17 protein-coding genes and 2 tRNA genes are annotated in these 12,778 nt (G+C 57.2%); 11 read left to right on the forward strand and 8 right to left on the reverse strand.

The features are described 5' to 3' along the window. Positions 1-7: 7 nt before the first annotated feature. The 3 genes from ACQZ5F_RS07125 (at position 8) to ACQZ5F_RS07135 (ending at position 1,114) form a co-directional block, all read left to right on the forward strand. A tRNA-Pro gene (locus ACQZ5F_RS07125) sits at positions 8-84 on the forward strand. A gap of 270 nt (positions 85-354) precedes the next feature. Continuing rightward, a complete protein-coding gene (locus ACQZ5F_RS07130) occupies positions 355-615 on the forward strand; it encodes a hypothetical protein (RefSeq protein WP_137084060.1) in 261 nt (86 codons plus the stop codon). A gap of 157 nt (positions 616-772) precedes the next feature. Next, entirely contained in the window at positions 773-1,114 is a 342-nt protein-coding gene (locus tag ACQZ5F_RS07135) for a hypothetical protein (protein WP_225339931.1), read from the forward strand. 27 nt (positions 1,115-1,141) lie between these two features. Here the strand turns inward: ACQZ5F_RS07135 and ACQZ5F_RS07140 are convergent, their stop codons facing one another. Further along, complete coding sequence (locus tag ACQZ5F_RS07140; protein ID WP_137002497.1) at positions 1,142-1,282, reverse strand: hypothetical protein; 141 nt, start codon at positions 1,280-1,282, stop codon at positions 1,142-1,144. Between the two features lie 345 nt (positions 1,283-1,627). On the opposite strand from ACQZ5F_RS07140, the gene ACQZ5F_RS07145 reads away from it, so the two are divergent. Then, entirely contained in the window at positions 1,628-1,831 is a 204-nt protein-coding gene (locus ACQZ5F_RS07145; RefSeq protein ID WP_046800346.1) for a hypothetical protein, read from the forward strand. Positions 1,832-2,159: 328 nt separating this feature from the next. Here the strand turns inward: ACQZ5F_RS07145 and ACQZ5F_RS07150 are convergent, their stop codons facing one another. Together ACQZ5F_RS07150 and ACQZ5F_RS07155 are read right to left on the reverse strand one after the other, a co-directional pair. Then, complete coding sequence (locus ACQZ5F_RS07150; RefSeq protein WP_046800347.1) at positions 2,160-2,714, reverse strand: dual specificity protein phosphatase family protein; 555 nt, start codon at positions 2,712-2,714, stop codon at positions 2,160-2,162. A gap of 138 nt (positions 2,715-2,852) precedes the next feature. After that, complete coding sequence (locus ACQZ5F_RS07155) at positions 2,853-3,440, reverse strand: YqaA family protein (RefSeq protein ID WP_046800348.1); 588 nt, start codon at positions 3,438-3,440, stop codon at positions 2,853-2,855. A gap of 520 nt (positions 3,441-3,960) precedes the next feature. Here ACQZ5F_RS07155 and ACQZ5F_RS07160 point away from each other — a divergent pair. Beyond that, the gene (locus tag ACQZ5F_RS07160; protein WP_046800349.1) at positions 3,961-4,605 is read left to right on the forward strand and encodes an exopolysaccharide biosynthesis protein; all 645 of its coding nucleotides are present in this window, start codon (positions 3,961-3,963) and stop codon (positions 4,603-4,605) included. A gap of 4 nt (positions 4,606-4,609) precedes the next feature. Here the strand turns inward: ACQZ5F_RS07160 and ACQZ5F_RS07165 are convergent, their stop codons facing one another. Next, the gene (locus ACQZ5F_RS07165; RefSeq protein ID WP_046800350.1) at positions 4,610-4,885 is read right to left on the reverse strand and encodes a hypothetical protein; all 276 of its coding nucleotides are present in this window, start codon (positions 4,883-4,885) and stop codon (positions 4,610-4,612) included. 176 nt (positions 4,886-5,061) lie between these two features. On the opposite strand from ACQZ5F_RS07165, the gene ACQZ5F_RS07170 reads away from it, so the two are divergent. Beyond that, positions 5,062-5,136: transfer RNA gene (locus tag ACQZ5F_RS07170), tRNA-Asn, on the forward strand. A 100-nt stretch (positions 5,137-5,236) separates the two neighbouring features. Here the strand turns inward: ACQZ5F_RS07170 and ACQZ5F_RS07175 are convergent. Beyond that, complete coding sequence (locus tag ACQZ5F_RS07175; protein ID WP_225339932.1) at positions 5,237-5,665, reverse strand: DUF2934 domain-containing protein; 429 nt, start codon at positions 5,663-5,665, stop codon at positions 5,237-5,239. A 171-nt stretch (positions 5,666-5,836) separates the two neighbouring features. Between ACQZ5F_RS07175 and ACQZ5F_RS07180 the strand changes: the two genes are divergently transcribed. Further along, complete coding sequence (locus ACQZ5F_RS07180; protein ID WP_052818558.1) at positions 5,837-6,076, forward strand: hypothetical protein; 240 nt, start codon at positions 5,837-5,839, stop codon at positions 6,074-6,076. Between the two features lie 64 nt (positions 6,077-6,140). On the opposite strand, the gene ACQZ5F_RS07185 is transcribed toward ACQZ5F_RS07180, so the two are convergent. The 3 genes from ACQZ5F_RS07185 to ACQZ5F_RS07195 form a co-directional block, all read right to left on the reverse strand. Continuing rightward, positions 6,141-6,584, reverse strand: coding sequence for a TIGR02594 family protein (locus ACQZ5F_RS07185; RefSeq protein WP_080842170.1), 444 nt, complete (start codon positions 6,582-6,584; stop codon positions 6,141-6,143). A 113-nt stretch (positions 6,585-6,697) separates the two neighbouring features. Further along, on the reverse strand, positions 6,698-7,255 hold the full coding sequence (locus ACQZ5F_RS07190; RefSeq protein WP_052818610.1) for a methylated-DNA--[protein]-cysteine S-methyltransferase: 558 nt from the start codon (positions 7,253-7,255) through the stop codon (positions 6,698-6,700). Between the two features lie 134 nt (positions 7,256-7,389). After that, the gene (locus ACQZ5F_RS07195) at positions 7,390-7,671 is read right to left on the reverse strand and encodes a DUF982 domain-containing protein (RefSeq protein ID WP_225245295.1); all 282 of its coding nucleotides are present in this window, start codon (positions 7,669-7,671) and stop codon (positions 7,390-7,392) included. A 188-nt stretch (positions 7,672-7,859) separates the two neighbouring features. Between ACQZ5F_RS07195 and ACQZ5F_RS07200 the strand changes: the two genes are divergently transcribed. The 4 genes from ACQZ5F_RS07200 (at position 7,860) to sseA (ending at position 12,647) form a co-directional block, all read left to right on the forward strand. Beyond that, positions 7,860-9,299 carry a cryptochrome/photolyase family protein gene (locus tag ACQZ5F_RS07200; protein ID WP_225339933.1) on the forward strand — a complete coding sequence of 480 codons (1,440 nt, stop codon included), beginning with the start codon at positions 7,860-7,862 and terminating at the stop codon, positions 9,297-9,299. A 122-nt stretch (positions 9,300-9,421) separates the two neighbouring features. After that, positions 9,422-10,459: a cysteine synthase A gene (locus tag ACQZ5F_RS07205; RefSeq protein WP_035217756.1), complete on the forward strand. Its 1,038-nt coding sequence runs from the start codon at positions 9,422-9,424 to the stop codon at positions 10,457-10,459. A 12-nt stretch (positions 10,460-10,471) separates the two neighbouring features. After that, positions 10,472-11,209, forward strand: coding sequence for an alanyl-tRNA editing protein (locus ACQZ5F_RS07210; RefSeq protein WP_225339934.1), 738 nt, complete (start codon positions 10,472-10,474; stop codon positions 11,207-11,209). Positions 11,210-11,225: 16 nt separating this feature from the next. Then, positions 11,226-12,647 carry a 3-mercaptopyruvate sulfurtransferase gene (gene sseA / locus ACQZ5F_RS07215; RefSeq protein ID WP_225339935.1) on the forward strand — a complete coding sequence of 474 codons (1,422 nt, stop codon included), beginning with the start codon at positions 11,226-11,228 and terminating at the stop codon, positions 12,645-12,647. Positions 12,648-12,778 lie beyond the last annotated feature (131 nt).

Raw genomic sequence — 12,778 nt, forward strand, 5'->3', positions numbered from 1 at the left:
TCAGGTTCGGAGCGTAGCGCAGCCCGGTAGCGCACTTGACTGGGGGTCAAGGGGTCGTGGGTTCGAATCCCGCCGCTCCGACCATAAAAATCAGATAGATAGCCAGTTCCCCCAGAGCTGGCTATATTTGTTTTAGCCACATTGTAGCCAGCGGGTCCCCCGAGCAACTGCGCGTTAGCTTTGCGCGGTGTTTGGTTCTCCCCCGCCCTGACGGCGCGCACTTGACTTGCAGAAGGCTGATGGATTGAACGCTGACCAAATTTGTTCTTACCGCCATCGCCGTCTTTCTAACGGTTACCGCGTTCAAGGACACCCCCAGCACCCTGACGAAGCCTGAGCCTGAAGGACATTGACATGGCGAAGAAATCAAAAATCGAACACTCCGAATTCTCAGGCGAATTCGAAGATGACGGCGTCACGGTCCTCGTCGATATTTACCGATCCGCCGGCACACAGCAGGATTGGAAGCTTGAGGTCATAAGCGAAAATGACCTTGTCACCACCTGGGAAGAGCCTTTCGCCACCGACAAAGACGCATGGGAAGAATTTCTTGCCACCTGCGAAAAGGACGGCATTCGCAGCTTTCTTGAAGACGAGGATCCCGCAGTCCATTAGAGCTTGCCCCCGCGAGCCGCGTCGCAGGATATTCGAGGGGTCACCAACCGTATTCACCACACTGAGGAGAACAAAAAGCTTTCGGCGTTAGCGTCGGTGGCAATTGTTGCTTCGTCATGGAATGGTGACTTGCCCTCAAGCCTATCAAAAGCAAAGATTGCCCATCGTTGTGGCTACGGGGATCCATTCGTGGCACTGGCGTTATAAGCCAACGCACAGCGATGACCGCAACGCGGCTGAACCGATCAGAATAATTCTCGAGCGGCAGTTGCTGGAAAATTCCATTTTCGGCAAGCGCCTTGGCGTAATTTTTGACGATACTGCCGCAACCTGCCTGGATGCGGATCGCTCAACACACTTCCGAAAGCGCATCCGAGTTTCCTTCGGAAAGCATGAGATTCGGACCATCAAGCAGGTGATTTTAGATAAAGGGGCTCGTGGCCTTGCCCTGTGGCGCGAATTGTGGCCGCATCACTGGATATCGGCCCGGCTAAACTGAGGCGTCAGGAGTGTGTCCGGCGGGCGTTTACGATCCGCTGGTTTCTTTTTCCTTCTTCGCCTGATCGTGATGCCACTTGATGGCGAAGTACATGCCTGTACCCAATACGATAATCTTGAACGGGAAGAAGACTATAGGGAATAAATCCACCCAATTCCAATCCGTCATTTTGAATATTTCCAGTCTATTACTTGACATAATCTCCCGCAGGTAGAGCTACGTCAAAACTGCTGCCTCAGCAACTTCATTCATGCATTCGAGCACGGTCTTTTTGACGCAGCCCCTCCTCTCATCCGGGGTCCTTGCATCATGTTTCAGCGGTCCCCCGCCGTTTGGCGATCATCAGCCGCCTGGGTTCGTTCCGGTATCGAGGAATGCGGTTGTAATGATCAGGTTCGCGATTTGCTCTCTGTCATGCCACTCGCCTTTCACTAAAGAGAACGACGGCCGTATTGCTTTGTTGACTCTCCGCTAAAATTAGAACATTTAGTGAACAAAAGAGAGGTCGCTAATATGTCCGATGCTGCAAAATCCACCCCTGTACGGCCCGACGACATAGCCGGATACGTCATCCAGTGTCACGATGGCGATGCGAGAGCGGCGGTTGAAACGCTGCTTGGTGAAATCGAACATTTACAGGAACAGCTTTCCCTTGCGGTTGCCATCATGGGCAAAGGATATACGCGTGGCTGGACGCCGGATATGGCAGGCGATTGAGTCGGCTGTTTGCCGTTGGATGCGGCCTACCGGGCGAGGAGACCTTACCTTTGACGGACCCATGCCGTTGATCTGAGTGCAGCGCGTACCTGCCAGCATCGCTCTCCAGCAAGATATCTCCGACAGATCGTGCGTTGCCGGTCAAGTCGACTACAGACCGGATCCTGGTCCGCTTTCCCACCACTCCGCCGCTGTTATGGCCTCGCCACTTCAGCGCGCCCTGCACCGAGAATCGCGCCCAGCCTGACCGCATCGGCAATCAAGACGGAACGCAAATCCCCTTGCCGGGAACGATCCATGATTTACGCAGGATTGGCCTGAAGCGCCCTCAGAACTCGTTCGACGCGATGGCGAAGTCGTCGGTGACTGGCATGTGCTCCACATTCTCCCAGGTTCTGTCCATGGCATAGGTTGCCGAGAGATAGGGGATGCCGATGTGGCCGTAACGCACCGAAAGCTGGCTTTCCGCCTCCTTTTCGCCGAGACGCGCAACGCGGCTGAGATAAAGAGCGGTGGCGAGGCCCGTACGGTCAGCGCCGGCCTTGCAATGGATGAGGATAGGTTTCGGCGCATCGCGCATGATCGCAACGAGCTGGTTGACCTGGTCCATGTTGAGTTCCTGGCTGGCCGACATGCCGAAATCGATGTGCTTCAGCCCAAGCTCGCGTGCTGTTTCGACCTCACCCCGGTACCAGGCCTGGGATTCATTCGGTCCGCGCAGGTTGATAACCGTCTTGATGCCGTGATCCTTGGTGTAGCGCACAAGCTCTTCATTGCTCGGCTGGTTGGAGCGATAAAGCTGACCGGCCACGACCTCGTGAAAATTGCCGAGAAGCTGGATGGCGTAGAGATATCCGCCTGCCGCAAGCACAACAAAGCCCATGCCCCCAAAGGAGCACTTCCAAAATCTTCGCATAATAAAACGGTTCCCTTACTCGACAAGAGAACCGATACAGACGGATTCTGACAGCAAGCTGAAAGTTATGCGACAGTATTGTAAGAGTAGAAAAATTGCGTTCGATCAACGCACGAAAACGTAAACCGCATAGACCGCGATGAGCGCCGCGGCTGCCGCCGCCGTGATCACGCCGAGGCGTTTTTCGATGAAATGACGCACTGAATCACCGTATCTCTGCAGCAATCCGGCAAGGATGAAAAAGCGGGCGCCACGTGTGACGACGGCTGAAAGAATGAACAGGCCGAGGCTGATATTGGCCGCGCCTGATAGGATCGTCACCACCTTGATCGGCGGCAGGTGCGCAAGCCCCGATGTCACCAGCAGGAGCACGATGGTTTCGTAGTCCACCGAGTTCTTCAGGTGCTCGAAACTGTCGAGCTTGCCGTAAAATTCAAGAATGGGCCGCGCGATGCTCTCGAAAGCATAATGGCCGAGAAACCAGCCGGCGATGCCGCCGAGGACCGAGGCGACAGTCGCCACAAACGCATAAAACATCGCCTTTTTCGGCTTGGCCAGCACCATGGGCAGGAAAAGCACATCTGCGGGCACGACGAAGACGGAGCTTTCCACAAAAGCGACGATCGCCAGCCACCATACGGCGGTTTTGCGCGCCGCAAGCGCCATTGTCCAGGCATAGATGTTTTTCAGCATGTCATGTCCCCGGGGAAGAGTGTGGAGAAAAGTCAAGGCGGGAGCGCCGAGGCATCTCAGCAGTGATTTACGCGATTTACGACGGCGCGCAGCGGACCGAGAAGAGCCAGCGCCGCAGCAGGATTAGACACAACGCAAGAGAATGGCAAATGTTGGAAGAATTATTTTTGCATCGCAAAAAATGGGAAATACCAGCGATTCCAGCCCACACCGATAGTCGGTTGCTGCGATGCGAAATTTTACCCTGCGGTAGATAAACTCGCCTTTTTGCTGTAGAATACAAGATGTAAGAAGTGGAGGAAGTTATCATGGACTATGTAAACTTCATTACGTCGATCAACCCGGTGATACTCGCCATCCTGCTGGTGGTTCTTCTCGCCGGTGCCTATAGCCACTGGGTTTCGCACTAATAAAGCGAAAGATACGACGAACCATGACCATGCCGGTTTCTATCGGCGATAGGCATGTGGCCTGATGAATGTTATCAAACCCGGAGTTAAAACAACTTCCGGGAAGCGGCATGACGAACGAATTCGCATTCACTGATACGTCTGAAAAGCTCAGCACCACGCTGGAGAAGCTTATAGGCAAATTGCAGGGCCAGACGATCACGTTGCGCGAGCTGATGGAAGCGATCGGCGAACAGGGCCTGTTGCTCATCTGCGCAATTGCGTCCCTGCCCTTTCTCATTCCTGTCTCCATTCCCGGCGTCAGCACGGTATTCGGCGCGGCAATCATCCTCGTCAGCCTCGCAATCACGCTGAACCGCCTGCCATGGCTGCCGGCCAAGATTCTCGACCGGCAGATGGAGACGGCAAAACTGGTGCCGGCGCTTCAAAAAGGTGTCGCCATCGTTTCCAAGCTTGATGGTTTTATTCGTCCGCGTGTACCGGCGCTCACCACCGGCATCGTCGCCAACAGAATAAACGGTCTGGCGCTGATGACTGCGGGCGTATTGCTGATGATGCCGCTTGGCTTCATTCCCTTTTCCAACACCCTGCCCGGCGTCGCCATCCTGCTTTTATCCGCAGGCATGATTCAGAGAGACGGCGTGACCGTGCTGGGTGGCTATCTGTTTCTCGGCCTGACGGCGATTTATTTCGCAGCGCTTGCCTATGCCGCCTTCTGGGCCGGACAGGGCATCAGCAGCTCGATCGGCGGATAAGCGCCTACCGATCCCTGTCACGGGCTTCGCGGCGGTTCTGTCGCGACGCCCACCAGACCGCGAGCCTTCGCCGCCTGCGGCGCACCGCCGGCAGATCGTGCGAGAGTACGACAAGACCGAGCGGAATCATCCAGAAACCGAGAACAGGCAAAAACCCCAACGTTCCGCCAACCACCAGAGCGGAGCCGGTGGCGATCCTGCCAACCCGCGAACGCGGCATGGCAAGGCTCCATTTTCCGACATGGAGGCGACCCGTTTTGTGGTTCATTCCGAATTTCATTCCATCCTGCCCTTCAGCGTCTGGCCTGTGGATAATTTTTTGACCGTCAATAAGCCCGGAAAATCGGGACTTCAGAGGGATAAAACAAGAGGAATGCGTTTTTTTTGAAAAAACCGCTTGGCAAATCGGAAAAGCATTTGTATTACCCCGCTCACACCGCGCCAAGCAGCGCACGTTCCCTGGTAGCTCAGCGGTAGAGCATTCGACTGTTAATCGACAGGTCGCCGGTTCGAATCCGGCCCGGGGAGCCATTTCTCTCAAAAACATGTTTTGAAGAGCGAAGTGCAGCTGCATTCGCCCGATCCGGTTCGTGGCATTTTTCGCCCACCTGACGAGTGGGCCTTCCGGCAATCAGGTCTTCTTGACTGCGCGCTTCGTTGCCTTTGCAGCGTTGGTGAGCGCCGGCGGATCGCTGGCCGGGAAACTTTCTTCAAGGCTTTCCGTGAGATCGTCGACTTTGTCCTTGTCCGTCGACTTCTGCTCCTTCTTAAGCGATTTTACCGCCGGGGATTTGGCCTTTGCTGCCGGAGCCTTCTTCGCGGGCGTTTTCTTCGCAGGCGCCTTGTCGGTCGATGTCTTGTTCGTCGATGTCTTGTTCGTAGATGACTTGGCGGCAGCGGATTTTTTCACGCCGGTCTTACCCGCGGTCTTTGCGGCACCGGCGGAAACTTCCCGTTCAGCCTCGATCCAGTGGCGCTCATGATGCCCGTCAGGCTTGCCTTCCTTCTCCCATATTGCGCGCGCTTTTTCACGGATTGCGGCTTCGCGATCATGGCTCATAACGGGCCTCCCTCTTTGCGTTGCACCGGTTTTGATTGTGCCACTGAAAAAACAGAAAAAGCCAGACTTTGTTCCTCACAGACCGATCGCGATCGAGCATTTCTTCGAAAAAGGGAACCGTCATGGATGCGGGATCGTTTGCTCCGCGGAAACCCCGCAGGAGAATTATTCATGAGCACCCCGAAAAAACCGCAGAACGAACCGCTCGATATTCGCGACGAGGATGTGGCGCGTTTCGAAACCGACAGCGAACTCAAATCCAAGGACAGTGAGATTTATCCGGATGAGACGATGAACCTGCGCGCCCGACGGCAGGCTGCGCGCCAGCATGAGGATGCCTTCATCGTTGCCACCGACCTGGAGGACGATGACCAGCGCGACGCCGCTCCCGGCACCAGGGAGCAGCCATAGGCCCCTTAAAAACGGATAAGGCGGGTCATGGCCCGCCTTTATAAGAATAAATGATGTCTGGTCTTCAACGGCGAACGGAGACGATGGCCTTGCGGTTGAAATTGGATACCTGCACCCGGCCAGACTGGTTGCCGCCGAGGATCTGGGCGGTCTTGCCGCTCATGCTCTTCAAAATCCCGGCATGATAACCGCGGCCGTTGCGGATGACGACGATATCGCCGGGCTTGGCTTGGCCGACGGGAACGGCGTAACCGAAAGACGTCCAGGATTTCGCAAATCCGTAGGATTTCGGAGATTGTCGGCCGGCCTTGCTGGCGACGGCATGCAGGAAAAGGCCACACCAGGGGGTGCTGCGGGGGTTTGCCCCAAGAATATTCTTCAGGCTCTTGTTGTTTTTGGACTCATGCAGCCCGGTGTATTTTTCTGCCTGGTTCAGCATGCCGGCAGAAGCCGGCGCCACGACTGTAAAAGCCAAGGCAGCGGATAGAATTAACGCGGATACTCTCAAACGTCTCGCCCTTATGTTGGAGGGCGTCCGTGTATTGTGACAATTTAGCGACAATTTGACGAGAAATGGGCAGAAATCAGACGCCTATTCATGCGGCCTGATCTGTCATTGCTTCAAAACAGGCTGCCCTGCGCCTCATCGGCACGGTTGCGACCGGCATTTTCGAGGTCCAGCATGCGCAATTTGGTGGTGGTTCCGCCCGGCGCGGAGAAGCCGCCCAGCCGACCGCCGGCCGCCAGAACGCGGTGGCAGGGAATGATCAGCGGCACCGGGTTTTTCGCCATCGCCTGCCCGACATCCCGGGCCTTTTCCATGCCGAGACCGAGGGTCTTTACGATGCCGCCATAGGTCGTCGTGTCGCCCCAGCCGATCTGCCGCGCAACCTCGTAAACATCGAGAAAAAACCGTTCCTGCCCGGCGAGATCCAGTTCGACAGGGGTAAAATCGATCGCCTCGCCACTGAAATAACGGGTGATCATCGCGATGACCTCACGCGTGCGTGTGTCGGGAACCGCAATCGTTGACGACGGAAAACGTTTAAGGAGAAGCTTTTCGGTTTCCCCTGCGTCAGCACCGGGTAATTGCAGACGGGCAATGCCGCGCCCTGCCCATGCAAGGCCGCAATGGCCGAGCGCGGTTGGAAAAACAATATAGCCGTAGTGGTTGGTCATCGCATTCATTCATCCGCTTCGGGCGCACACGATGCCATATCCTGCGTCCGAAACAACCCGTTTCCTGATCGTGAAAAAAATAAGGCCACCCGGTTCGGCGGGTGGCCTTTTCCATTCCAGTCCTGAAAAACAGCTCAGGATGCGATTTTATTCTGCGTCTCCGCCCTGTCCTCCATCAGGCATTGCGCCTGCCGGCTGGCCGCAACGAAGGCCGTGCGGGCGATTTCTCCCGCCACGTCCCCCATCAGCGAGGCGCGGCACAGGCGCAGCGCCTGCTCGTGCACCTTGTCGCCCCGTTCGGGCCATTCGTGCTGGAGAAAATCGAAGGCTTCGTAAACGCCGTTGAAAATCCGGGGAGCACCGTTTTCAAGGGAGATGGTAACGGGCTTTTCCCACTTAACGTCTTTCAGCAACATTGATTGCACTTCCATGCTCTATTAACCCGCGACAAACGCCGGCTCCTCCACTTGGTTCCCTTCACCTGCCGTTTCAAGGGCGAAAAAATAACCCTCGATAAACCATGTGCCCCATCTTTCCATTCTAGCCGATTTGCGGAACAAAGCGTTTCAACACTCGTTCAAGCGGAAGTGAACCGGGTTCTTTCATGCCGATAACAGCCTCCCCCGTCATCGTCTGGTTCCGCAAGGATTTGCGCCTTTCGGACAATCTTGCCCTTCTCGCAGCTGTGGATCACGGCGGTCCCGTCATCGCCCTCTATGTCAGGGAAAAATCCTCAGGGCCGCTGGGCGGTGCGCAGGAGTGGTGGCTTCACCATTCGCTGGCCTCGCTTTCCGCCGCGCTGGAAAAAACCGGCAACCGCCTTCTGCTTTTAAGTGGTGATGCCGAAAAGATGCTGCGGCAGCTGATATCGGAAACCGGCGCAGACGCGGTATTCTGGAACCGTCGGTATGATCCGGCCGGCATGGCCACGGACAAGGTGTTGAAACAGACGCTGCGCAACGATGGCCTGACAGTCCGCAGCTTTTCCGGCCACCTGCTGCATGAGCCATCGCGGGTGCAAACGAAATCCGGCGGCCCCTACCGGGTCTATACGCCCTTCTGGCGGGCGCTGGAGAGTGGCGAGGAGCCGCATGCCCCGGCGGAGGCGCCAAAGAGCCTGAAGGCGCCGAAGACATGGCCGACATCTGAAAAACTCGATGACTGGAAGCTGTTGCCGCTCAAGCCGGACTGGGCGAAGCACTTCAGCGATATCTGGGCGCCCGGCGAAGACGGCGCGCAGGAGAAACTTGGCGACTTCATCGATGGCGCCCTGAAAGGCTATGAAGAAGGCCGCGATTTTCCGGCAAGGGACGCGACCTCGATGCTTGCACCGCATCTGGCCTTGGGTGAAATATCGCCCGCCACCGTCTGGCACGCGACGAAGGGGCTTTCCCGCCACATCGCCTCAAACGATATCAGCCGTTTTCGCAAGGAAATCGTCTGGCGGGAGTTCTGCTATCACCTGCTATTTCATTTCCCCGAACTGGACGAGAAGAACTGGAACGACAGTTTCGACGCCTTCCCCTGGCGGGACGACGAGAGGTCCTTCAAGGCCTGGACGCGCGGCATGACGGGATATCCGATTGTCGATGCCGGGATGCGACAATTGTGGCAACACGGCACCATGCACAACCGGGTGCGTATGATCGTAGCGTCCTTCCTCATCAAACACCTGCTGATCGACTGGCGGAAGGGTGAGAAATGGTTTCGCGATACGCTTGTCGATGCCGATCCGGCCTCCAACGCCGCCAACTGGCAATGGGTGGCGGGTTCGGGGGCGGATGCCTCGCCGTTTTTCCGCATCTTCAATCCCATACTACAGGGTGAGAAATTTGACGGTGATGGCGATTATGTGCGCCGTTTTGTGCCGGAGCTTGAAAAGCTCGAGCGGAAATACATCCACAAGCCATTCGAAGCGCCGAAGGAGGTGTTGAAAAAGGCGGGCATCGAGCTTGGCGAAACCTATCCGCTGCCGATCGTCGATCATGCAAAGGCACGCGAAAGAGCGCTTGCCGCCTATGCTGCGGTGAAGAACAGCGCATAAAATTGGGTATCGGCAAAATTTTGCGTGGCTAAGCCAAAGCCGGGAAGATAATTTCTTGCCTTGAGGCGGTTGTAACGGGACATAACGGCACCTAATTTCCGCTCAGACAAGAAGGCTCAATCATGACCATTCATCCCTCTGCGCTCAGTGCTATCGGCAATACGCCGCTCATCCGTCTGAAAGCCGCCTCTGAAGCGACGGGGTGTGAAATCCTCGGCAAGGCGGAATTCCTCAATCCCGGCCAGTCGGTGAAGGATCGCGCCGCCCTTTACATCATCCGCGACGCCGAACGGCGCGGGCAGCTGCGCCCCGGCGGCACCATCGTGGAAGGCACGGCCGGCAATACCGGCATCGGCCTGTCGCTGGTCGCCAATGCACTCGGTTACAAGACGGTGATCGTCATTCCCGAGACGCAGAGCCAGGAAAAGAAGGACGCGCTGAAGCTTCTCGGCGCCAAGCTGGTCGAAGTTCCGGCAGCGCCCTATTCCAACCCGAACAATTACGTGAAGGTCTCCGGCCGGCTGGCGAAACAGCTTGCCGCGACGGATGAGAACGGCGCGATCTGGGCCAACCAGTTCGACAATATCGCCAACCGCCAGGCCCATATCGAGACGACTGCACCCGAAATCTGGGACCAGACGGATGGCAAGGTGGATGGTTTCATTTGCTCGGTCGGATCAGGCGGAACGCTGGCGGGCGTGGCCGACGGTCTGCGCGATTTCAATCCTGACATCAAGATCGGCCTTGCCGACCCTGAAGGTGCCGCGCTTTACGAGTTTTACAAGCACGGTGTCCTGAAATCCGAAGGTTCCTCCATCACCGAAGGCATTGGGCAGGGCCGTATCACCGCCAATCTGGAAGGTTTTACGCCCGACTTTTCCTATCGTATTTCGGATGCGGAAGCGCTTCCGGTGCTGTTCGATCTGGTGACGAAAGAGGGACTTTGCCTTGGCGGCTCCTCCGGCATCAACATTGCCGGCGCAATCCGCCTTGCCCGCGAGCTTGGTCCGGGGCATACAATCGTGACGATACTATGCGACTACGGTAATCGTTATCAGTCGAAGCTGTTCAATCCGGATTTCCTGCGCTCCAAGGGGTTGCCGATTCCGCAGTGGCTGGCGACGAAAAGCGAGATTGCGGTTCCGTACGAAACCGTTTGAGGACATGCCGAAATGCCTGTGAATGCCCTGTTCCGTGACGATTTTTATCTTTCCACCGTAGAAGCGATCGTCACGGCGGTGCATGAGGATGGCGGCATAGAATTCGACCAGACCTGCTTTTATGCGACGTCCGGCGGCCAGCCGGGCGATAGCGGCTTTCTCGAGCGGCCTGATGGGTCGCGTATCGAACTAGGCGTCACCAAAAACGGCGCCGACAAGAGCGTCATCATCCATGTGCCGCTTGAAGGCCAGCCTTCTCCTGAAGTCGGCGAGAAGCTGACCCTGCATGTGGACTGGCCGCGCCGCTACAAGCTGATGCGCATGCACACGGCCTGCCACCTGCTCTCCGTTGTCTGCCAGTGGCCGATCACCGGCGCGGCGGTCGGTGAAGACGAATCGCGTGTCGATTTCGACATGTCGGAAACCATCGACAAGGATGAGGTGACGGCAAAGCTGATGGCGCTGGTGAAAGCCAACCATCCGGTCTTCCTGCAATGGATCACCGATGAGGAACTTCAGGCCAATCCGGGCGTCGTCAAATCCAAGAATGTGCGCCCGCCGATGGGCCTTGGCCGGGTCAGCCTCGTCTGCATCGGCGAAAATTCCAGCATCGACAGCCAGCCATGCGGCGGCACCCATGTTTCCGAAACGCAGGAAGTGGGCGATATTCACATTGCCAAGATAGAAAAGAAGGGCAAGGAGAACAGGCGGTTCCGCATTCGTTTCGGCGCGCCTGAAGCTGTTGCCTGAGATCGGGAGAAACATCGTGAGCACGGATAAGAGCCGTTTCGTCGTTTCGGCGGACTGGGTGGAAAAACAGCTTGGCACAGCCCGGTTTCGTCTCGTTGATGCCTCGTGGTATCTGCCGGCGCACAAGCGCAATGGCGCGGAGGAATTCGCGGCCGGCCATCTGCCCGGCGCTGTCTTCTTCGATCAGGACAAGATCGCTGATCATACCACCGGACTGCCGCACTCCCTGCCCTCACCGGAGTTCTTTGCGCAGGAGGCCGGCGAGCTTGGTCTGAGCGAGAATGATACGATCGTGGTCTATGACGGCCCCGGTTTCTTTTCCGCCCCGCGCGTCTGGTGGATGCTGCGGGTGATGGGCGTGCGCAAGGCCTATGTGCTGGATGGCGGCCTTGATGGCTGGAAGCGCGAAAGCCGGCCGCTTGAAACCGGAACGCCGGAGATCGAACCCGCGACCTTTACACCTGACTTCAGCGAGAAACGCGTGACATCCCTATCGACCATGCGCGGCATCGTCGATAGCGGCAATAAGCAGATTGCCGATGCCCGTGGCGCGGGGCGTTTCACCGGTGATGAGGCCGAACCGCGTGCCGGCATGCGCTCTGGCCATATGCCCGGCGCGCGCAGCCTGCCTGCCACGGCCTTTTCGGAGAATGGCCACTTCAAGGACCTGACCGCGATCCGCAAGATGGTGACTGACGCCGGCATCGATCTCGGCAAGCCGGTCGTGACGAGCTGTGGCTCGGGCGTTACCGCTGCCGTCATCACGCTGGCGCTGGAATCCCTCGGCCATCAGGATAATTCGCTTTATGACGGTTCCTGGTCGGAATGGGGCGGTCTGGAAGACACGCCTGTCGCCACCGGCCCCGCCGAACCTGTTCCCGTTGTATCGCATGGGCCTTTGAAGGCGCATGTGACGCAGCTGGAAATGACGTCGCCGCCGAAGGTCAGCCTGCCGATCCCCGTCAACATCCAGACGGCACTGATGCGCGTCACCGATATTCCCCTGCACTTCTATCGCTATCTTTACTGGCGGGTGGGGAAACGCTGGCACTGGCAGAAACGCATGCGCATGAGCGATGCGGAACTGTCAGCCGTCCTCAAGGACCCCAAGAATAGCGTTACGGTTCTTTACATGAACGGTGCGCCCGCCGGTTTCTTCGAACTGAACAAGGCGAGCGACGAGGTGACCGAGCTTTCCTATTTCGGCCTGCTCGAAGAGGCGATTGGTGCTGGCGTCGGCAAATGGTTTCTGTTGCAGGCGCTTTACGCCGCCTGGCAGGATAATCCGAAACGGGTGACGGTGACGACCAATACGCTCGATCATCCGCGCGCGCTGCAACTTTACCAGATGATGGGCTTTTCGCCCGTCGGCACCTATGAGGCCTGGGTTGAGCCGCTGTCCGACACCGAGCTTCTGGAAATCTCGCTGCGTAATTGAGTACCGCATTGAGAGCGACGCGTGCCATTCTCCGATAAGGAGTGTCTGGTCCCCACTCCCTCATTCCTGTGCTCGTCACAGGAATCCAGTCAGCCCAAGTCCTTGGGCTGAAAGGACTCTCTCGCCGCGCA

The sequence above is a fragment of the Agrobacterium sp. 22-210-1 genome, assembly GCF_053522525.1.

Coding starts and splice junctions, on each gene's coding strand:
- ACQZ5F_RS07175 (WP_225339932.1), bottom strand. CDS start 5,665: ATGAGCCATGATCGCGAAGCCGCAATCCGTGAAAAAGCGCGCGCAATA.
- ACQZ5F_RS07190 (WP_052818610.1), bottom strand. CDS start 7,255: ATGACCAACCACTACGGCTATATTGTTTTTCCAACCGCGCTCGGCCAT.
- ACQZ5F_RS07140 (WP_137002497.1), bottom strand. CDS start 1,282: ATGACGGATTGGAATTGGGTGGATTTATTCCCTATAGTCTTCTTCCCG.
- ACQZ5F_RS07150 (WP_046800347.1), bottom strand. CDS start 2,714: ATGGGCTTTGTTGTGCTTGCGGCAGGCGGATATCTCTACGCCATCCAG.
- ACQZ5F_RS07205 (WP_035217756.1), top strand. CDS start 9,422: ATGACCATTCATCCCTCTGCGCTCAGTGCTATCGGCAATACGCCGCTC.
- ACQZ5F_RS07145 (WP_046800346.1), top strand. CDS start 1,628: ATGTCCGATGCTGCAAAATCCACCCCTGTACGGCCCGACGACATAGCC.
- ACQZ5F_RS07195 (WP_225245295.1), bottom strand. CDS start 7,671: ATGTTGCTGAAAGACGTTAAGTGGGAAAAGCCCGTTACCATCTCCCTT.
- ACQZ5F_RS07155 (WP_046800348.1), bottom strand. CDS start 3,440: ATGCTGAAAAACATCTATGCCTGGACAATGGCGCTTGCGGCGCGCAAA.
- ACQZ5F_RS07210 (WP_225339934.1), top strand. CDS start 10,472: ATGCCTGTGAATGCCCTGTTCCGTGACGATTTTTATCTTTCCACCGTA.
- ACQZ5F_RS07130 (WP_137084060.1), top strand. CDS start 355: ATGGCGAAGAAATCAAAAATCGAACACTCCGAATTCTCAGGCGAATTC.
- ACQZ5F_RS07160 (WP_046800349.1), top strand. CDS start 3,961: ATGACGAACGAATTCGCATTCACTGATACGTCTGAAAAGCTCAGCACC.
- ACQZ5F_RS07200 (WP_225339933.1), top strand. CDS start 7,860: ATGCCGATAACAGCCTCCCCCGTCATCGTCTGGTTCCGCAAGGATTTG.
- ACQZ5F_RS07180 (WP_052818558.1), top strand. CDS start 5,837: ATGAGCACCCCGAAAAAACCGCAGAACGAACCGCTCGATATTCGCGAC.
- ACQZ5F_RS07165 (WP_046800350.1), bottom strand. CDS start 4,885: ATGAAATTCGGAATGAACCACAAAACGGGTCGCCTCCATGTCGGAAAA.